This window comes from Streptomyces sp. NPDC101110 (genome assembly GCF_044759525.1).
In the GTDB taxonomy this organism is placed as follows: domain Bacteria; phylum Actinomycetota; class Actinomycetes; order Streptomycetales; family Streptomycetaceae; genus Streptomyces.
The window spans coordinates 68,666-88,397 of the sequence record NZ_JBIVZM010000008.1 but is presented as its reverse complement, the minus strand read 5'-3'; the positions used below and the strand labels follow the sequence as shown (position 1 = coordinate 88,397).

Genomic DNA, 19,732 nt, shown 5'->3' with positions numbered 1-19,732 from the left:
AGGTGTCAGTCGTCGCCTCCTGGATACGCGGTCCGTACGGCATCACGGCCCGCCCCGGAAGGTCCCCCACGACATGGGCAACCACCAGCACCACTCGCGGACCACGCTCCGCGTCAACGGCAAACCCCACACGCTGACCGTCGACCACCGGCGTGTCCTGCTGGACCTCCTGCGCGAGGATCTCGGGCTCACGGGCGCCAAGAAGGGCTGTGACCACGGCCAGTGCGGCGCCTGCACGGTCCTGGTGGACGGGCGGCGGGTCAACAGCTGTCTGCTGTTCGCGGTCGCGCTGGACGGCTGCGAGGTGACCACGGTCGAAGGTCTCTCCGGCGACGGGGAGGAACCGCATCCGCTCCAGACCGCCTTCCTGGAACGCGACGCCTTCCAGTGCGGCTACTGCACCCCGGGCCAGATCTGCTCCGCGGCCGGTGTCCTCGCCGAGGCGGCGGCCGGTCACCCGTCGCACGTCACCGACCCTGCGGCGCCGTCGGGCGAGCCGGTGAAGCTGGACCGTGCGGAGATCCGGGAGCGGCTGAGCGGCAATCTGTGCCGGTGCGGTGCGTATCCGCGGATCGCCGAGGCCGTCGAGGACGTGATGCCGTGAAGGAGTTCGCCTACGTCCGCGCCGGCAGTGTCGAGGAGGCGACCTCCGCGTTCGCCTCGCACGCCGGCTCCCGCTATCTCGGCGGCGGCACCAACCTGGTCGACCTGATGAAGCTCGGCGTCGAGACGCCCGCCACGCTCATCGACGTCACCCGGCTGCCCCTGGACACGATCGACGAACTGCCCGACGGTGCCGTGCGCGTCGGGGCGATGGTCCGCAACAGCGACCTCGCCGCCCACCCCGTGGTCCGCGACCGGTACCCGGCGTTGTCCCAGGCGCTGCTCGCGGGGGCCTCCGGGCAGCTGCGCAACGCGGCGACGACCGGGGGGAACCTGCTCCAGCGCACCCGCTGCCCATACTTCCAGGACGTGTCGAAACCGTGCAACAAACGGGATCCGGGCAGCGGCTGCGGTGCGCGGGACGGTGTCCACCGTGACCACGCGGTGCTCGGGCAATCCGCGCACTGCATCGCCACTCATCCGTCGGACATGGCGGTGGCGCTCGCCGCTCTCGACGCGCGGGTCGAGCTGGTCGGACCCGGGGGTGCCCGCAGCGTTCCGGCGGCCGGCTTCCACCGGCTGCCCGGCGACCGGCCCGAGCAGGACACCGAGATCCGCCCGGGCGAGCTGATCACCGGTGTGGTGCTGCCGGCGGACACGGCCGGGGTGCCCTCGGCGTACCGCAAGGCCCGTGACCGGGCCTCCTACGCCTTCGCGCTCGCGTCGGTCGCGGTCGTGCTGCGTCTGGAGGACGGTGTGATCGGCCATGCCGGCATCGCCTTCGGGGCGCTGGCGCACCGGCCTTGGCGGGCCCGGCTCGCGGAGGAGGCGCTGCTGGGTGCGGCCCCGACCGTTGCGGCGTTCGAGCAGGCCGCCGAGCGGGAGCTGGCCGCCGCGCAGCCGCTGCGGGACAACGCCTACAAGGTGCCGCTCGCCCGCAATCTCGCCGTGGACGTGCTGACGCGGCTCAGCGGCACCGCGCTCACCGGGAGGGCCTCATGACCGGCAGTGTGGGCGCCCCGGTGGAGCGCCGGGAGGGACGCGAGAAGGTCGGGGGCACCGCCCGCTACGCCGCCGAGTTCCACGACCCCGGCCGGGCGCAGGCCTGGCCCGTACCGGCGAGTGTGGCCCGGGGCCGGGTGAGCGGCGTCGACACGGCGGACGCCCTGGCGGTGCCCGGTGTCCTCACCGTCCTCAGCCACGAGAACGCGCCGCGTCTCGCGGAGCCGGACGATCCCACGCTCGCCGTGCTGCAGAACACCCGGGTCCCGCACCGCGGTTGGTTCGTGGCCCTGGTCGTGGCCGAGAGCCTGGAGGCGGCCCGCGCCGGTGCGGCCGCCGTCCGCGTCACCTACGACACCGAAGAGCACGACGTGGCCCTCACGGCCGGCCACCCCGGCGTGTACGTGCCCGAGGAGGCCAACGGCGGTCACCCGGCCGTGCGGGAACAGGGCGACCCCGACGAGGCGTTCGGGTCGTCGGCCGTCCGGGTGGACGTCGCCTACCGGGTGCCGCCGCTGCACAACCATCCGATGGAGCCGCACACCAGCACCGCCCGGTGGGACGACGGCCGGCTGACCGTGCACACCTCCAGCCAGGGCACCGGTGCCGTACGGGCCACGCTCGCCGCGCTGTTCGGCCTGCCGCGGGAGCGGATCGTCGTCACCGCCGAGCACGTGGGCGGCGGCTTCGGGTCCAAGGGCACGCCCCGGCCCGACGTGGTGCTCGCCGCCATGGCGGCGCGTCACACCGGGCGCCCGGTGACGGTGGCCCTGCCCCGTCGCCATCTGGCCGCCGTCGTCGGACACCGCGCGCCGACCCTGCACAGGCTGCGGCTCGGGGCCGGCGCGGACGGCCGTCTGGTGTCGCTCGTCCACGAGGCCACCACGCACACCTCGCGCATCAAGGAGTTCGTGGAGCAGGCGGCGGTGCCCGCGCGGGTGATGTACGCCGCGCCGCACAGCCGTACGGTGCACCGGGTGGCGGCGCTGGACGTCCCGTCGCCGTCCTGGATGCGGGCCCCGGGTGAGGCTCCCGGCATGCACGCGCTGGAGTCCGCCATGGACGAGCTCGCCACCGAACTCGGCATGGATCCGATCGAGTTGCGCGTCCGCAACGAGCCGGGCGTCGAGCCCGACAGCGGCAAGCCGTTCAGCAGCAGGCACCTGGTCGAGTGTCTGTACGAAGGCGCCCGGCGCTTCGGCTGGGCCGGGCGGGACCCCCGCCCGGGCACCCGCCGGGACGGGCCCCTGCTGCTGGGGACGGGCGTGGCGGCGGCGACCTACCCCGTCATGGTCGCCCCGTCCAAGGCGTCGGCTCGCGCACGGCCCGACGGGACGTTCCTGGTGCGGATCAACGCGACCGACATCGGCACGGGCGCCCGGACCGTACTCGCGCAGATCGCCGCCGACGCCCTCGGGGTGCCCCTGGAGCGGGTCCGGATCGAGGTGGGCAGCACCGAACTGCCGTCGGCGTCGCTGGCCGGCGGCTCGTCCGGCACCGCCTCCTGGGGCTGGGCGGTGCACGACGCGTGTGACCGGCTGGCCCGGCGCCTCGCGGAACACCCGGGTGCGCTGCCGGAGGAGGGTCTGCACACCCGCGCCGAAACGAAGGGCACCGCGGACGCCGAGAGTGACTTCGCGCGGCACGCCTTCGGGGCGCACTTCGCCGAGGTCGCCGTGGACACGGTCACCGGCGAGGTGCGGGTCGGGCGGCTGCTCGGGGTGTACGCGGCGGGCCGCATCCTCAACGCCCGTACGGCGCGCTCCCAGTTCGTCGGCGGCATGACGATGGGCCTGGGCATGGCGCTGACCGAGGGCAGCACCATGGACGCCGCGTTCGGTGACTTCACCGAGTCCGACCTGGCGTCGTACCACGTGCCGGTGCACGCCGACGTCGCCGGGATCGAGGCGCACTGGCTCGACGAGGAGGACTCCCGGCTCAACCCCATGGGCAGCAAGGGGATCGGGGAGATCGGCATCGTCGGAACGGCCGCGGCCATCGGCAACGCGGTGCACCACGCCACGGGCGTCCGCCTGCGTGAACTCCCGCTCACGCCCGACCGGGTGCTGACCGGGCTGCTGGAGCGCCGGACTCAGCGGGCGGTGTGAGACGGCGGTCTTCCCGGTCCCGGATCGGCTACCGGAGACCGGGCGGCTGCGCGGAATCCGTCCCGTCCGGTACGGGCGCCGCGGGCCGCGTCCCCGCCGGATCCCAGCCAGTCGTCGGCAGGAGGAGCCGGCTGCGTGCGGGTCCGGTCCGGGTGGGGGCGAAGGGCCGGTCGGCGGTCCGGTTCGTCCGATCAGTCCGGCCCGTCAGGTCGGTCGGCTCCGGTTCCAGGGCCGGCGGCTGTGTTCCCGCCGCTGCCGCCGGGTGGGAGCCCAGGGTGACGGATGCGGCGGCCGCCAGGTCGGCCCCGAGGGAATGGGCGACGGGCCCGGAGGCCCCGCCCGGTGCGTCTCCTGCGGGCCTGTGGGCTGCGCGCTCGTCCGCTCCACCTGGTGCGTACCGGTGGCGACGGTCGTCTCGCGGACGGCTGGGCGGACCGTACGACTCGTCGGGTAGGAGGGGTGGGTTCGAGCCGGGGAATGAGGAGCGGGTGGTCGTGCCCGCCTCCGAGGGAGGAGCGCGGCCGCTCCAGCGCCCCTCCCTGTGACGAACGTCATCACGCTGACCGGCACGGGGCGCCCCTGTCCCTCCGTGCCACCCGGGTGGGCCACCGGGACGGCCCGCGCGCACGGGAAAATGCGCCGACTCGCCGACATGTCGGGCTCCGGCCGCAATACAGCCGCGCGAAAAGGGAATCCAGCTAGGGACATCCCGTGTCGCGGCATGCCAGGAGGAGGGCAACCCGTGGATACGACCACAAAGGTGATCGTCCTGGCCGCGGTCCTCGCGGCCGTCGTCCTCGTCATCGCCCTGGCCGTCTTCGTACGGCTGGTCCGGACCCGGCGCGATCTGCGCCGCGCGGGACTGCCCACGGGTCCGCGCTGGGCCTTCTGGGGCGCGGTCCTCTACCTGGTGCTGCCCACCGATCTGGTGCCGGACCCGGTGTACCTGGACGACATCGGAGTCCTGCTGCTCGCTCTGCGCACCGTCCGCGGCTCCCTCGGCGAACGGGAGCGCAGTACGGCACACCGGCCGGACCGGCAACCGGCCGATGACTACGGAAAGTAAGGAAACCAACCACCCGTTCGATTCGTATAAGTCTCTGGAAGCCGAAACAGAATCGGCGGACCGGGCGTATTCACCCCTGGACCGACGCCTGTTCGGCGCAGTACCGACGAGGGAGAGACGATGCAACCGTTCGCGCTCAACTACGCGCGCCCAGCAGTGGAGTTGGAAGCCGCCATTCCGTACGTGTACGACGCCGGACTGCAGTTGAACGTGCTCCGCGACGGCCGCGTCGCGGCCTGTGACTTCGCCCTGTTGAGGGAGTTCGGCACCACGACGTCCACGGCCGGCTCCAAGACGCACTTCGACGACTGATCACGGACCGCAGACTATGACCGTACTGATCCTCACCTGCGAGGAGGACGTGACCGCGGACATGGTGGTCGTGCACCTGAACGCAACGGGCGTGCCGGTGGTCCGGGTCGATCCCGCGGACCTGACCGGTGGTGTCGCGCTGTCGGGGGAATACGTGCACGGCCGGTTCCGTGGCCATCTGTCCGCCGGGGGGCGGCTGGTGAGCATCGGGGGGCTCCGGTCCGTCTGGGTGCGCCGTCCCGGCGTCCCCGCCGCGCGGGCGGCCCAGCCGTCCGACTGGCTGACCGAGGAGGCCGCGCAGGCGCTCTACGGCATGCTGCGGGGCTCGGACGCGCGCTGGATGAACCACCCCGACGCGGCGCGCCGGGCCCGCCACAAGCCGTGGCAGCTGCGGCTCGCCCAGAGATGCGGCCTGCCCGTGCCCGCGACGCTGATCACGACGTTTCCGCGCGCCGCCCGCGAGTTCGCCGAGCGCTACCCGGAACTGGTGGTCAAGCCGGTGTCGGGCGCGCATCCGCAGGACCCGCCGCGGGCCGTGCCGACCAGCCGGGTCGCGCCGGACACGGACTTCGCCGCCGTGGCGTTCGGGCCGACGCTGCTGCAGCGGCGGATCACCAAGCGGGCCGACATCCGGCTCACCGTCGTGGGCGAGCGGATGCTGGCCGCCCGCAAGGCGACCGCGCCGGACGCGGACCCGGACGACGTCGACGTGCGGTTCGCCGCGCCCGGCTCGCCGTGGATGCCCGTCGACGTGCCGTCCTGCATCGCGCCGGGCGTCCTGGCCTATCTGCGCGAGGCCGATCTGGCCTACGGGGCCTTCGACTTCGTCGAGGACTCCGATGGGACATGGTGGTTCCTGGAGTGCAACCAGTCGGGGCAGTTCGGGTTCGTCGAGGTGGAGACGGGTCAGCCGATCGCCCGCACCATCGCCGAGTGGCTGGCCCGGCCCGTCCCGGTCCAGCCCTCACCCGTCAACGGCGCGCGTACGAGGGCCCATTGAAAAGCCCGGGGGCCCGGCACGGGCCGGTCCCCGGGCCGTGGCCCCGCTCACTGCGGGCGCGGACCCGGGAGCATGCCCGCGCGCTGCCAGCCCGCGCCCGGGGACTGCGGCCGGTCGTAGCCGAGGGACTGTGAGGGCCGCATGACCAGCTCCAGTTCCCTGCTCACACGTTCGGCCTCGCGGCGCACCTGTGCCGGTACGTCACCGCGCTCCGCGATGAGTCGGTCGTAGATGGGGGAATCCTGGAACACCCGTCAACGCGCCTTTCTGCTCGTCGGCCCCGTGCGGGGGCGAGACTGCGAGTGTAGGCGGCACGGTGTCCCGGAGTGTGAATTCCTTGGGATGACTTGACGCAGACCGGACATCTGTGACATGAGGACGGCTGTTTTCCTCAGGCGCCCGTCGTGGAACCGGGCCGGACGACCATGAGGACGGTGACCGTCGCCCACAGCAGGTTGAAGACGCCGGTGAACATGGCGAGTTGCACGGTGGCGCGGTGGTCGGGCGTCCGCTCGCCCTTGAGTTGGCCCAGGATCTCCTCCTGCCGGGGCAGGACGAACGCGGCCAGGACGCCCGCGGCCGCGGCGGTCAGGGCGATGGAGGTGACGAGCCATCCGCTGCCGAGGACGCCCATCGCTGCCGCGGTGGCGAACCCCAGCAGGGGGACGGCCAGTCCGACGCCGGCGTAGACGCGGCAGATGCGGTGCAGGAGCGCGGCCGTGCCGGCGCTCGTGGGGGCCGCACGGCGTACGGCGGGCGGGAACATGCTGGCCGCGACGGTCACGGGACCGACGGCGACGATGGCGGCCAGGACGTGGAGGGACAGCAGGATCTTGGTCACGGGGCTCTTTCCGGTATGCGCGGTCGACGGCGCCCACGCTAGGACGCCTCCCGATGGACGCACAGGGGCGGGAACGACAGCTTCCAACGGGTTCCCGCCACCCACCCGACCTGCGTCTCAGCGCCGAAGCCGGCACCGGCCCCACGTCACAGGTCCGGCGGGAAGATGTCTAGGGTGGCCGCCATGCACTCCGTGGCGATCCTGGTTCTCGATCATGTGGTGCCGTTCGACATGGCGGCACCCCAGCAGACGTTCGCCTGGACCCGCCTGCCGGACGGGCGGCCCGCCTACCGGGTCCGGCTGTGCGCCGAGACACCCGAGGTGCGCGCGGACGGCGGCTTCACCCTGCGGATCGACCGGGGGCTGGAGGCGCTGGCGGAGGCGGACACCATCATCGTGCCGGGCTGCTCCCCCGACGCCGCGCCGCCCTCCGCCCGGGTGCTGGCGGCCCTGCGCGAGGCGGCCCGGGCCGGTACCCGGATCGCGTCGGTGTGCGTCGGTGCCTTCGTGCTGGCGGAGGCGGGGCTGCTGGACGGGCTGCGCGCCACCACGCACTGGGTGGCCGCCGGCGAACTGGCCCGGCGCTTCCCGCGGGTCGACGTGGAGCCGGACGTCCTGTACGTGGACAACGGCCAGATCCTAACCTCGGCCGGAGCGGCCGCGGCGCTCGATCTGAGTCTGCACATGATCCGGCGGGACCTGGGGTCGGCCGTCGCCGCGAACATCGCCCGGATGTCGGTCATGCCGCTGGAACGCGAGGGCGGCCAGGCGCAGTTCATCGTGCACCGGCATCCGCCCGTGCCCCGGGGGTCGGCGCTGGAACCGGTCCTGGAGTGGATCGAGGACAACCTCGCACGTGAGGTGACGCTGGGCGCCCTGGCGGAGCGGGCGGGAATGAGCGAGCGGACCTTCAGCCGCCGCTTCCGCGAGCAGACCGGCACCACACCGTTGCAGTGGCTGCTGCGGGCGCGGGTGCGGCGCGCCCAGTACCTGCTGGAGAACTCCGACCACTCCGTCGAACGGATCGCGCGCCAGGCGGGATTCGGCTCACCGACCGCGTTCCGGGAGCGGTTCCGCAAGGTGGTCGGCACCACGCCGTACGCCTACCGTGCGGCGTTCCACGGGCGGACGAACGCCTCGGCGGCCCCGTCCTAGGGGCCGCCGAGGCGCGCTGCCCGGTCCGTGCCGGGCCTTCGTCAACCGACCAGCGTCAGGCCGTTCTCCCCGTCCGCGTCCGCCGCGTCCGTCCGCCCCTCGGTGAGCAGCAGGACATCCGCCTTGGCAATGGCGTCACTGATGTCGGACGTCCCCATCATCACGCACAGCGTGTAACTGACGTCCTCCAGTTCGCGTGCCGCCGTCGGCACGTGCCTCTCCGACTGAGCGATCCTCAGCGACGCGTACCGCGTCAGCAACTCCCTGACGATCTTCCGGTCCGGTACAAGCACGTAGCGCCCCTCTCTGTGTTTTCGCTGCGTATGCCCGAACCACGCGGAAACATTCACACGATTTACTCACCTGGGGCGGATTTGACGAGAACTGATCGGATGCGACCGGTCTCAGGTGAGCTGACCGCTGTGCAGAGCCGTGTAGCCCCGCATGTGCGCAGGGGTTCCTCATGGCCCCCTTTCAGGCGGCGTCCAGCTCCGCCAGTTCGTCCGCTGTCAGGACGAGGTCGGTGGCGGCGAACGAGTCGCGGATGGTGTCGGGCCTGCTCGCGCCCGGGATCGGGACGACCACCGGGGACTTGGCGAGCATCCAGGCCAGGCACACGCGCTGCGGGCTCACCCCGTGGGCCTCGGCGATGCGGGCGAAGGGCGCGTGACCGGAGCCGAGTTCACGGGCCCTGGAGATCCCGCCGAGGGGGCTCCACGGCAGGAAAGCGACGCCGAGCTCGTCGCACAGGCGCAGCTCCGGGTCGCTGGAGCGGAAGGCCGGGGAGAACTGGTTCTGCACGGAGACCAGACGCCCGCCGAGGATTTCGTTCGCCTGCCGGATCTGCTCGGGGTTCGCGTTGGAGACGCCGGCCATGCGGATCTTGCCCTCGTCCAGCAGGTCGCGGATCGCGCCGACGGACTCGGCGTAGGGCACTCGAGGGTCGGGACGGTGGAACTGGTAGAGGCCGATGGCCTCGGCACCGAGCCGGCGCAGGGACTCCTCGCAGGCCGCCTTGAGGTGGCGGGGGCTGCCGTCGAGCGTCCAGCTGCCGTCCCCGGGGCGCAGGTGGCCTCCCTTCGTGGCGACCAGGACGTCGCCACCACGATCGTGGGAGGCGAGCGCCTTGGCGACCAGGGTCTCGTTGTGACCGACCTCGTCGGCGCCCAGGTGGTAGGCGTCCGCGGTGTCGATCAGGGTCACTCCGGCGTCGAGGGCGGCGTGGATGGTGGCGAGGGAACGTTCCTCGTCCGGACGTCCCTCGATGGACATGGGCATCGCGCCCAGACCGATCGCGCTGACCTCGACATCACCGATGCGGCGGGTGTGCATGGGTTCATGACCTCTTCCGGCTGTCGGACGATGGTGCATTCCAGCCTGGACGCCGCGCGGCCGGGGGTCCAACAGAAGAAGGAGAACGCATTCAGCACCCGGACCTCTGAATCGCGTCCGGCCCTCGACGGACCGGTTGTCACACCCGGATGAAACACCGCGCCCGAGGACTCAACTCCCCCACACGAAAAGCAGATCCGTCGGGTATTCCTGTGCCTCGCTGCCATATTCGAGAACCACTTCGGAGGTGGTTGTGAGCACAGAGGTGACAGCATCCGGTCCGGGGGAGACGGCGACGCACACGCCCGAGGGCACCGCGCAGCGCGTCGCCGGCCTGGAGCACCGCCGGGAGCGGGCGCTCGCCCCGGGCGGGCCACGCAGACGCGGGGAGTACCGGGCCCGGGAGCGGATCGAGCGGCTGCTGGACAAGGACTCCTTCACCGAGACCGGGCTCTTCGTCCGGGCCCGGCCCGCCGGGCACGACGCCCGCCGCCCCTGCGGCGACGGGGTCGTCACCGGGTACGGCACGGTCGACGGCCGCCCGGTGTGCGTGTTCGCGCAGGACTCCACCGTGTTCGGCGGCAGCATGGGCGAGGCCTTCGGGGAGAAGACCGTCGCCCTGATGGACCTGGCCCTGAAGACCGGCTGCCCGGTGATCGGCTTGAACGACTCCGGCGGGGCGAGGATCCAGGAGGGTGTCGCCGCTCTCGCGCTCTACGCGGAACTGGTACGCCGCAACGTCAAGGCGTCCGGGGTGATCCCGCAGATCTCCGTCGTCCTCGGCCCCTGCGCGGGTGGCGCGGCCTACTCGCCGGCGATCACCGACTTCACGGTGATGGTGGACGGCGCCTCGCACATGTTCGTCACCGGCCCCGACGTCATCGAGACCGTCACGGGCGAGCGCACCACCGCCGAGGAACTGGGCGGCGCCCGCGCCAGCAACACCGTCAACGGCAACGCCCACTTCCTGGCCGCCGACGAGGGGGACGCCCTCGACACCGTGCGCGACCTGCTGTCGTACCTGCCGGCGAACAACCTGGAACGGCCGCCGGAGTACGCCCCCGGGCACGCTCCGCCCGGGATGGCGCTCGACGAGGTCGTCCCGGACCGGCTCGGCGAGGCCTACGACATGCGGGACATCCTGCACGCGGTCGTCGACGACGGTGAACTGCTGCCGGTGCAGGAGCTGTTCGCGCCGAACATCATCTGCGCCCTGGCCCGCGTGGAGGGGCGGTCGGTGGGTGTCGTCGCCAATCAGCCGCTGCACGCCGCCGGGGTCCTCGACATCGACGCGTCCGAGAAGGCGGCGCGGTTCGTGCGGTTCTGCGACGCGTTCGGCATCCCCCTGCTGACGTTCGCCGACGTGCCCGGCTATCTCTCCGGGGTGCGGCAGGAGCAGGCCGGGATCATCCGCCGCGGCGCGAAGCTGCTGTACGCCTACGCCGAGGCCACCGTCCCCAAGGTCACGGTCGTGGTGCGCAAGGCGTACGGCGGCGGCTACGCGGTGATGGGCTCCAAGCACCTCGGTGCCGACGTCAACCTCGCCTGGCCCACCGCGCGGATCGCGGTGATGGGCGCCGAGGGGGCCGTGGGTGTCCTGCACCGGCGTGAACTCGCCGCGTCCGACCACCCGGAGGCCCTGCGCGCCCGCCTCCTCGCCGCGTACGAACGCACGCACGGCACCCCGTACCTCGCCGCCGAGCGCGGCTACGTCGACGCCGTCATCGCGCCGCGTGAGACCCGGGAACAGGTCTGCCGCGCCCTGCGCGCCCTGCGCGGCAAACGCGCCCCGATGCCGGAACGCCGGCACGGGAACATCCCCCTCTGACTCCCTCCCCTTCCCCTCTCCCCCCTTCGCGACCCGTAGGCCGATCCGCGCCGTGAGGAGCCCCGCTTGATGGACAGCCGCCGCCCCCCGCTCGCGCCCGAGTGCCCCACGCTGCCGCAGTACGTGCGGCACTGGGCCGAAGCCACCCCCGACCGCAGGGCCTTCACCTTCGTCGAGCACCCGGCGCCGCACTCGCGCGGCGTCCACCGCACCCTGACCTGGCGACGCCTGGACGTACGGGTTCGGTCGCTCTCCGCACGTCTGGCGGAGGAGACCTCGCCCGGGGACCGGATCGCGCTGCTGTGCCCGCAGGGCACCGAATACGTGACGGCCTTCCTCGCGGCACTGAATGCCGGACTGGTCGCCGTCCCGCTGTACCCGCCGGGCCTGCCCGGGCACACGAACCGGCTGGCGGGCGTCCTGGCCGACGCGCGCCCCGAGGTGGTGGTGACCACGAGGCGGACCCGGGACGAGGTACGGGACTTCCTCGGGACCGGCGGTCCGCGGATCGTCGTGGCGGACGAGGTTCCCGACGACGAGGGCCGGGACCTGCGACCGGTCGCCCGGGACCCGAAAGCCCCCGCCTACCTCCAGTACACGTCCGGCTCGACCCGCGCCCCGGCCGGTGTGGAGATCACCCACGGCAACGTCGTCGCCAACGCCCGCCAGGCGCTCACCGCGTATGGCCTCGACACCCGCCCGATGACCAGTGTGGGCTGGCTGCCGCTCTACCACGACATGGGACTGGTGCTCAGCGTCGCCGCCCCGGTGGCGCGCGGCGCGCTGTCGGTGCTGATGGACCCGGCGGCGTTCCTGCACGAGCCGGTGCGCTGGCTGCGGCTGCTCGCCGCGCACCCCGATGCCGTGAGCGCCGCGCCGAACTTCGCCTACGACTACTGCGTCGCGACCGTCACCGCCGACCAGAAGGAGGGCCTGCGGCTGGACAGGGTGACAGCGCTGATCAACGGCAGTGAACCGGTCCGCCCGGGTACGGCCGACCGGTTCCACGCGGCGTTCGCGGACCAGGGCCTCGTGCCCGGGACGCACTGCCCTTCGTACGGGCTGGCCGAGGCCACGGTGTTCGTGTGCGCGGCCCGGCCGGGTGAGCCGCTCCGCCGGTTCGCCCTCGACCGCGACGCCCTGGCGGCCGGAAAGGCCCTGCCCGCCCGGCCCGACGACCCCCGGGCAGTGCTGCTGGCGGGCTGCGGCACCCCCGCGGGCCAACGGGTCCGGATCGCCGACCCCGTGACACGGGCCCCGCTGTCGGAGGGCGAAGTCGGGGAGATCTGGGTGCAGGGACCGAACGTCGGCCGCGGCTACTGGGGCCGCGACTCGGAGGAGTTCTTCGGCGCGGAGTTCGCGGACGCCACGGCCGGCCCGGGGCGCTGGCTGCGCACAGGTGATCTGGGGACGGTGCTGGAAGGGCGGCTGGTCGTCACGGGGCGGCTGAAGGACCTGATCATCGTGGACGGGCGCAACCACTATCCACAGGACGTCGAGGCGACGGTGCAGGAGGCGCACGAGGCGGTGCGCCGCGACCGGCTCGCCGCCTTCGCGGTGCCGGGGGGCGCCGGTGGCGAGTGCGCGGTCGTCGTGGCGGAACACGCGCGGACCGTGCGGCTCGCCGAGCTGGACGTGGCCGCCCTGGTGCGTGCCGTGCGCAGCGCGGTCTCCGCCCGGCACGGACTGCGGCTCGCCGATGTCGTCCTGGTCCCACCGGGCACGGTGCCGCGCACCTCCAGCGGCAAGGTCTCGCGGGCCCTGACCCGCGCCCGGTACCTGGAGGGGGTCAGCGGCGGGCAGGTCGGGGCGGGTGCCGCGGGATGAGCGCCGTCGACGAGGCCGCGCTGCGCCTGCTGATCACCGAGCGGGTGGCCGCCTGGAACGGCGTCGCCCCGCAGGACGTGCCGATGGACCGGCCGCTCGCGGACCTCGGCATGGCCTCGCGCGATGCCGTCGCCCTGGCCGGTGAACTGTCCCGCGCCACGGGCCGCGACCTGCCGACGACCCTGCTGTGGGAGGCGCCCACCGGCCAGGACCTGGTGGCGCGGCTGTGCCGGGCGGGGGCCACGCGGGCGGAGGCGGCGCCGGCCCCGCCTTCGGCCCTGCCGGGGGCGCCGCCTTCGGCCCTGCCGGGCGGGACGGCAGAGCCGGTGGCGGTCGTCGGGGTCGGCTGCCGCCTGCCCGGCGGCGCGCACGGCCCGGGCGGCTTCTGGCGCCTGCTCAGTGACGGTGCCGACGCGATCCGTGGCGTCCCGGAGGACCGCTGGCGCGACTTCACCGCGTTCCCGCCCGCCGACGCGCATCCCTACGGCGGCTACCTCGACGACATCGCCGGGTTCGACGCCGATTTCTTCCGCATCACGCCGCGCGAGGCCGCGGTGATGGATCCCCAGCAGCGGATCCTGCTGGAGGTCGTCCACGAGGCGCTCGACCACGCCGCCGTGCCGGCCGCATCCCTGGCCGGCACGGCCACCGGCGTGTTCGTGGGCATCTCGGCGCCGGAGTACGGGCAGCTCACGGGCGCCGACCCGGCCGCCGTCGATCCCCGGGCGCCCGCCGGGGGCGCCCTGAGCGTCGCGGCAGGACGGCTCTCCTACGTCCTGGACGCGCGGGGTCCGAGCCTGGCCGTCGACACGGCCTGCTCCTCCTCGCTGGTCGCCGTGCACCACGCGTGCGTCAGCCTGCGCACGGGCGAGAGCGACACGGCGATCGCCGCGGGCGTCAACCTGCTGCTGTCACCGGCCGTCACCGTCGCCTTCCGCAGGGCGGGCGCTCTCGCGGCGGATGGACGCTGCAAGCCGTTCTCGGCGGCGGCCGACGGCATCGGGCGCGGTGAGGGCTGTGCGGCCGTGATCCTGAAGCGGCTGTCCGACGCCGAGCGGGACGGCGACCGGGTGCTGGCCGTCGTCCGCGCCAGCACCGTCAACTCAGACGGCCGCTCCAACGGACTGATGGCACCCAACCCGGCCGCCCAGCAGGCGTTGCTGGAGCGGGCTTACACGCAGGCCGGGATCGCCGCGGCTCTCGTCGACTACGTGGAGGCGCACGGCACCGGTACCCCCCTCGGTGACCCGATCGAGGCGGAGGCGCTCGGCGCGGTGCTCGGGGTGGGACGCAACCCCGATCAGCCGCTGCTGCTCGGTTCGGCGAAGGGCAACCTCGGTCATCTGGAGTCCGCGGCGGGCATCGCCGGGCTGGTGAAGACCGTGCTGGCCCTGCACCACGACGCCATACCGCCGTCCCTGCACTGCGAGCGCGGCAGCTCGCTCAGCGATCCCCGGCTGCGGGTGGTGACCGAGCCGGAGCCATGGCCCCGCTACAGCGGGACGGCCGTGGCGGGGGTCTCCGGGTTCGGCTTCGGCGGCACCAACGCGCACGTGGTGCTGGAGGAGGCACCACCGGACCTGGTCCCGGCACGTCCGGCCGAGGAACCGGCCGCGCGCTTGCATCTGCTCTCCGACTTCGACGCCGAGCGCCTGCGCGACACGGCGGGCCGGCTGGCCGCCCGGCTCCGCGACAGCCCCGCGCACCCCGCCGACGTGGCCCGGACCCTGGCCGGGCGCACCGGCCGGGGCCCTGTGCGGGCCGCCGTGATCGCCCGCGACCGTGCCGAACTGGCCGACACCTTGGACGGGTTGGCGTCCGGGCGTTCCGATGCCCGGGTGACGACCGGTGACCGCGACCGGGTGGGACGCGGGACGGTGTGGGTCTTCTCCGGCTACGGCAGCCAGTGGCCGGGTATGGGCCGCCGATTGCTGGCCGAGGAGCCCGCTTTCGCCGCGGCCGTCGAGAAACTCGACCCGCAGCTCGCCCCGGAGTGCGGCCTGTCCCTGCACGACCGGCTGTCCTCCGGTGAGGGCCTCCACCGCTTGGAGGTCGCCCAACCTGTGCTGTTCGGTGTGCAGTTGGCGCTGGCGGAGCTGTGGCGCTCCCACGGGGTCGAGCCCGCCGCCGTGATCGGCCACTCCATGGGCGAGGTGGCGGCGGCGGTGTGCGCGGGCGCGCTGGACGTGACGGACGGGGCGCGTGTCATCGCCGTGCGGGCCCGGCTGCTCAGTGGCCTGCGGGGCGGCGCGATGGCCGTGGTGGATCTGGACGACGCCGAACTGGACGCGCTGGGGCGGGACTTCCCGCAGGTGCATGTCGCCGTGCACTCCTCTCCCCGGCAGAAGGTCGTCACGGGTGAGAAGGGCGCGGTGGCCGCACTCGTGCGCCGGCTGGAGGGGCAGGGCCGGGCGGCCCGGGCCATGGCCGTGGTCGGTGCCGGGCACTCGCCGCAGGTGGACGGACTGCTGCCGGAGCTGGTGGCCGCACTGTCGGGCATCCGGGGCCGGCAGCCGTGTGTCCCGGTCCACTCCACGGTTCTCGACGACCCGCGTGGGGACTGCCTCTTCGACGCCGCGCACTGGGCCGCCAACCTGCGCAGGCCCGTACGGCTGGACCGGGCCCTCGCGTCCGCCGCGGCCGACGGCCACACGGCCTTCGTCGAGGTCTCCCCCCACCCGGTGCTGACAGGGGCCGTGGCGGACACCGTGCCGGGCGCTCTCGCCCTGGCCACCCTGCGCCGGGACGCCGACGGATCGGAGGCGTTCGCCGGGCAGTTGGGCGCCCTGTACACGGCCGGGCAACGGCTTGCCGTGCCGCCGGGGCGGGTGATCGACCTGCCGCTGCCCCGCTGGCGGCACGTACGGCACTGGTGGACGGACGGCCGGGGCACGCGCCCCGCTCCGGCCCCGGAACGGGGCGTCCCCGAGGTGCCGCGGCGCAGCACCGACGGGGTGCCCCAGCGCGCCAACGGTACGGGGCCGGAGCGCGCCACAGGTGAAGTGCCGTACCGCGCCGCCGGTGAGGTGCCGTACCGCGCGGCCGGTGAAGTGCCGTACCGCGCCGCTGGTGAGGTGCCACATCACGCCACCGGTGAAATCCCGTACCACGCGGCCGGTGAGGTGCCGTACCGCGCGGCCGGTGAACTGCCGGGAGCCCCCACCGTCCTGGCTCGCCTCACCCATCACATCGCCACCGTCACCGGCCACTCCCCCGCCCGCGTCACTCCCTCCACCGCGTGGGCCGACCTCGGGCTGGACTCGCTGATGGCGGTCCGCATCCGCACCGCGGTGGAGCTCGAGTTCGGTGTCGAACTGCCCCTGCGCGAACTGTTCGCCGCCGTCACCGTCGACGACGCCGCCACCCGCATCGAGCGTGCCCTCCCCCGCGACGACACCCCGGTGCGGCCCCTGCGCGCCACCGGCTCGCGGCCCCCGCTGTTCCTCGTCCACGCCGCCGGCGGCCCGGCCGGCGTCTACCGCCCGCTCGCCGAACGCCTCGGCGACGACCAGCCGGTGTACGGGCTGGAGCGGATCGAGGAGGCCCGGACCGTGCCCGAGAAGGCCCGGCGCTACGCCGAGGCGATCAAAGCGGTGCGCCCCGACGGCCCGTGTGTGCTGGGGGGTTGGTCCTTCGGCGGGTTCGTAGCCCAGGAGACCGCGCGGCAGCTCACCGCCGCAGGGCGGGAGGTGCGGCTGGTCGTCCTCATCGACTCCGTACGGCCTCTGCCCACCCCCGGGCTGACGCGGTCCGACCGGATGCGGGCGCACTTCGAGGGCTTCGCCCGGCACGTCGCCGACACCTACGGTGTGCAGTTGGACCTGCCGTACGACGAACTAGTCGCCATGGACGACGACGCGGCCCGGATCGACAGCGTGCTGCACACACTGCGCGAGGCCGCCGACGTACCGGCCGCGGCGCTGGAGCACCAGCGGGCCTCCTACCTGGACATGGGCGTCGGCGAGTCGCACTCCCCCGCCGCCCATGACGGACCGGTGGTCCTCTACCGGGCCACGGCACCCGCGCCGCACACCGTGCGCGACCCGGCGTACGAGCGGGACGACCGCGCGCTGGGCTGGGACGAGGTGTGCCCCCGCCTGGAGGTGGTGCCGGTGGCCGGTCACCATCTGTCGCTGCTGGATCCGCCGCACGTCGACGCGATCGCCGCCCACCTGAGCCGGATGCTCGCACAGCCGGCCCCCTGACATGGAACCCGAGGAGCCGTCATGTCCCACCTGCCGCAGAAGCCCGCCGCCGGAGTGTCCCGGCGCACCGTCGCCGGCGCGGCGGCCGCCGCCGGTCTCGCCGCCCTGTTCGCAACCGCGGCCGCCACGGCCCCGGCCCGGGCGGCCAACCGGCTCGGCCCACGCACGCTGGATGTCTCCGTGTCCTCCGCCGCGCTCGGCCGCAGCGCGCCGGTGCGGCTGATCCTGCCGTCGGACTTCGGGACGCGCCCGGAGAAGAAGTACCCGGTGCTGTACCTGCTGCACGGCGCCCATGACGACTACACGTCCTGGACGCGCGAGACGGACATCGAGGCGTTCACCGCGGGCCGCGACCTGATCGTGGCCATGCCCGACGCGGGCCCGACCGGCATCCCGAGCGTCTGGCGCAACGGCCCCGACTACGAGACGTTCCAGGTGAAGGAGGTGCCGGCGCTGCTCACCCGGGACTACCGGGCCTCCGGCGTACGGGCGGTCGCCGGCGTGTCCACCGGCGGCTATGGGGCCATGGCCCACGCCGCCCGCCACCCCGGGACGTTCACCGCGGCCGCTTCCTACAGCGGCATCCTCGACACCACGGCCCCCGGCGTTCCCGCCATCATGGACGCGATCGTCGCCCGCGAGAATCTGCCGGCCGCGTCCCTGTGGGGCAGTCCCCTGCTGAACCTCCCGACCTGGCGGGACTTCAACCCGCGGGCCCGCGCCACGGGGCTTCGCGGCACGGCGCTGTACGTGTCCCAGGGCAGTGGAGTCGGCAACGGCGGCGATCCGCTCCCCGGCATACTGGAGAGCGCCCTGTGGCCCTCGGCCCAGGGCTTCGCCCGCACGCTGGGCCTCATGGGGATCCCGGCCACCACCCACTTCCACGGGGGCGGCGGGCACGACTGGACCCACTGGAAGCCGGAGTTCACCGCCTCGTGGCCGGTCCTCGCCCGTGCGCTGGGGGTGCCCGAGTGACGGGAGTGCCGTCGGGGCACGGAACGGAGCGGAGGGATCGTCCGTCAGACTCAGGACTTCCCCCTCGTCCCCCAGGCGTCGGCCCGCGGGTGAGCCGCTTCCGGTCGAAAGGAGTGTCCGTGATGGCTGTGCCCACCCCGCACGGCGTGCCGGACCGCCCCACCGCGCCGCAGTTCCCCCCTGAGCTGGCGAAGGTGCTGCGCGCCGATCTGGCGGCCGTCGCCGACGAGGTGGAGGAGGAGGTCCGCCGCCAGGTCCCCGAATACGCCCGGCCCGCCGACGGGACGTACCGCCAGAACCTGCGGTCCGGCGTGGTGCAGGCGCTGACCCTCTTCGTGGACCACATCGCCGACCCGCGCGACGACGCGGGTGCGATCGCGGCGACGTACTACGAACTGGGGCGGGGCGAGGCCCTGGAGGGCCGCAGTCTGGACGCCCTGCAGTCCGCGCTGCGGGTCGGCGGCCTGTGCGCCTGGCGGCAGATGGGCCGTACGGCGGAGGAACTCGGCCTGGACTCCACCGTCGTGGCCGCGCTGGGGGAGCTGGCGTTCCGGACGGTGCACGAGGTCGCCCAGGCGGCCGCTTCCGGTTATGCCGAGGCTCAGTTGCGCAGCTCCGACGAGTTGGAGCGGCGCCGCAAGCGCCTGCTCGACCTGCTGTTGGAGGACGGGCCGGTTGCCTTGGAGGCCGTGCAGGACCTGGCGCACGGTGCGCGCTGGCCGGTGCCGCGGACGGTGGCGGTCGTGGCGCTCGCCGCGGCGCCGGACCGGCGGGAGGAGGACCGGCCGCTGGCGGCCGCGGGCGCGCTGGTGGACATGGGGTCCAGGCCGCCGCGCATGCTGGTGCCCGAACCGGACGGCTCGGGTGGCATCGCCGGCCGCGCGTTCGCGCTGGCGCTGCGCGGCCGGCCGGCCGCGATCGGCCCGACGGTCGCGGTCACCGAGGCCGCGCAGTCGCTGCGCCTGGCCTCCCGGGCGCTCGGGCTGATGGGCCGTGGGGTGCTGCCCCGCCAGGGCGTGGTGCGCTGCTCCGAGCACCTGTCGACGCTGCTGCTGTACGGGGACGAGCCGCTGCTGGAACGCCTCCAGGCGCGGGTCCTCGCTCCCCTGGACGCGGTCTCGGCGGGGCAGCGCGACCGGCTCGCCGAGACACTGCTGGCCTGGCTGCTCAGTGGCAGCAACGTGCCGGACGTCGCCGTGCGGCTGCACATCCACCCGCAGACGGTCCGCTACCGCCTGCGCCAACTGGAGAAGCTGTTCGGGGACGCCCTGCACGACCCGGCGACCCGCCTCGACCTCATTCTCGCGTTGCGCGCGGACTCACTCCACGCGCGCCAGAATTGATCTCGCATTCGACAGGCGCACGCAATCGGTGCACGCAATCGGTGGACCAAACCGGCGCACTCAATCGGTTCACTCAACCGGCACACTCAACCGGCACACTCAACCGGCGACAAAAATCTGCGGGGTTTCCATAAT

At 73.6% G+C, this 19,732-nt stretch carries 16 protein-coding genes; 12 read left to right on the top strand and 4 right to left on the bottom strand.

What is annotated here, in order from left to right; all coding sequences use genetic code 11:
* The first annotated feature begins 73 nt into the window (after positions 1–73).
* From ACIQU3_RS20310 to tgmB, 6 genes are all read left to right on the top strand, one after another.
* Positions 74–604 carry a (2Fe-2S)-binding protein gene (locus tag ACIQU3_RS20310; RefSeq protein WP_403730775.1) on the top strand — a complete coding sequence of 177 codons (531 nt, stop codon included), beginning with the start codon at positions 74–76 and terminating at the stop codon, positions 602–604.
* A complete protein-coding gene (locus ACIQU3_RS20305; RefSeq protein ID WP_403926867.1) occupies positions 601–1,605 on the top strand; it encodes an FAD binding domain-containing protein in 1,005 nt (334 codons plus the stop codon). The genes ACIQU3_RS20310 and ACIQU3_RS20305 overlap by 4 nt, the downstream gene beginning before the upstream one ends.
* Entirely contained in the window at positions 1,602–3,713 is a 2,112-nt protein-coding gene (locus ACIQU3_RS20300) for a xanthine dehydrogenase family protein molybdopterin-binding subunit (protein WP_403926864.1), read from the top strand. The genes ACIQU3_RS20305 and ACIQU3_RS20300 overlap by 4 nt, the downstream gene beginning before the upstream one ends.
* Positions 3,714–4,455: 742 nt before the next feature.
* The gene (locus tag ACIQU3_RS20295; protein WP_403926862.1) at positions 4,456–4,779 is read left to right on the top strand and encodes a YkvA family protein; all 324 of its coding nucleotides are present in this window, start codon (positions 4,456–4,458) and stop codon (positions 4,777–4,779) included.
* 120 nt (positions 4,780–4,899) lie between these two features.
* Positions 4,900–5,091, top strand: coding sequence for a putative ATP-grasp-modified RiPP (gene tgmA / locus ACIQU3_RS20290; protein ID WP_053673313.1), 192 nt, complete (start codon positions 4,900–4,902; stop codon positions 5,089–5,091).
* A gap of 16 nt (positions 5,092–5,107) precedes the next feature.
* Positions 5,108–6,091, top strand: a complete 984-nt coding sequence (gene tgmB, locus ACIQU3_RS20285; protein WP_403730760.1) for an ATP-grasp ribosomal peptide maturase — start codon at positions 5,108–5,110, stop codon at positions 6,089–6,091.
* Between the two features lie 47 nt (positions 6,092–6,138).
* On the opposite strand, the gene ACIQU3_RS20280 is transcribed toward tgmB, so the two are convergent.
* Both ACIQU3_RS20280 and ACIQU3_RS20275 read right to left on the bottom strand, forming a co-directional pair.
* The gene (locus tag ACIQU3_RS20280; protein WP_361927555.1) at positions 6,139–6,342 is read right to left on the bottom strand and encodes a hypothetical protein; all 204 of its coding nucleotides are present in this window, start codon (positions 6,340–6,342) and stop codon (positions 6,139–6,141) included.
* Between the two features lie 140 nt (positions 6,343–6,482).
* Positions 6,483–6,932, bottom strand: a complete 450-nt coding sequence (locus tag ACIQU3_RS20275; protein WP_403926859.1) for a hypothetical protein — start codon at positions 6,930–6,932, stop codon at positions 6,483–6,485.
* Between the two features lie 183 nt (positions 6,933–7,115).
* On the opposite strand from ACIQU3_RS20275, the gene ACIQU3_RS20270 reads away from it, so the two are divergent.
* Positions 7,116–8,087: a GlxA family transcriptional regulator gene (locus ACIQU3_RS20270; protein ID WP_403926856.1), complete on the top strand. Its 972-nt coding sequence runs from the start codon at positions 7,116–7,118 to the stop codon at positions 8,085–8,087.
* 41 nt (positions 8,088–8,128) lie between these two features.
* Here the strand turns inward: ACIQU3_RS20270 and ACIQU3_RS20265 are convergent, their stop codons facing one another.
* Together ACIQU3_RS20265 and ACIQU3_RS20260 are read right to left on the bottom strand one after the other, a co-directional pair.
* Entirely contained in the window at positions 8,129–8,380 is a 252-nt protein-coding gene (locus ACIQU3_RS20265) for a DUF5133 domain-containing protein (protein WP_234848339.1), read from the bottom strand.
* A 181-nt stretch (positions 8,381–8,561) separates the two neighbouring features.
* Entirely contained in the window at positions 8,562–9,419 is an 858-nt protein-coding gene (locus ACIQU3_RS20260) for an aldo/keto reductase (protein ID WP_403926853.1), read from the bottom strand.
* 265 nt (positions 9,420–9,684) lie between these two features.
* On the opposite strand from ACIQU3_RS20260, the gene ACIQU3_RS20255 reads away from it, so the two are divergent.
* The 5 genes from ACIQU3_RS20255 (at position 9,685) to ACIQU3_RS20235 (ending at position 19,597) form a co-directional block, all read left to right on the top strand.
* Positions 9,685–11,247: an acyl-CoA carboxylase subunit beta gene (locus tag ACIQU3_RS20255; protein WP_403926850.1), complete on the top strand. Its 1,563-nt coding sequence runs from the start codon at positions 9,685–9,687 to the stop codon at positions 11,245–11,247.
* Between the two features lie 69 nt (positions 11,248–11,316).
* The gene (locus ACIQU3_RS20250; protein WP_403926847.1) at positions 11,317–13,074 is read left to right on the top strand and encodes a fatty acyl-AMP ligase; all 1,758 of its coding nucleotides are present in this window, start codon (positions 11,317–11,319) and stop codon (positions 13,072–13,074) included.
* Complete coding sequence (locus ACIQU3_RS20245; RefSeq protein WP_403926844.1) at positions 13,071–17,279, top strand: acyltransferase domain-containing protein; 4,209 nt, start codon at positions 13,071–13,073, stop codon at positions 17,277–17,279. The genes ACIQU3_RS20250 and ACIQU3_RS20245 overlap by 4 nt, the downstream gene beginning before the upstream one ends.
* 21 nt (positions 17,280–17,300) lie before the next feature.
* Positions 17,301–18,254 carry an alpha/beta hydrolase gene (locus ACIQU3_RS20240; protein WP_403730734.1) on the top strand — a complete coding sequence of 318 codons (954 nt, stop codon included), beginning with the start codon at positions 17,301–17,303 and terminating at the stop codon, positions 18,252–18,254.
* A 122-nt stretch (positions 18,255–18,376) separates the two neighbouring features.
* Positions 18,377–19,597, top strand: coding sequence for a PucR family transcriptional regulator (locus tag ACIQU3_RS20235; protein WP_403926841.1), 1,221 nt, complete (start codon positions 18,377–18,379; stop codon positions 19,595–19,597).
* Positions 19,598–19,732 lie beyond the last annotated feature (135 nt).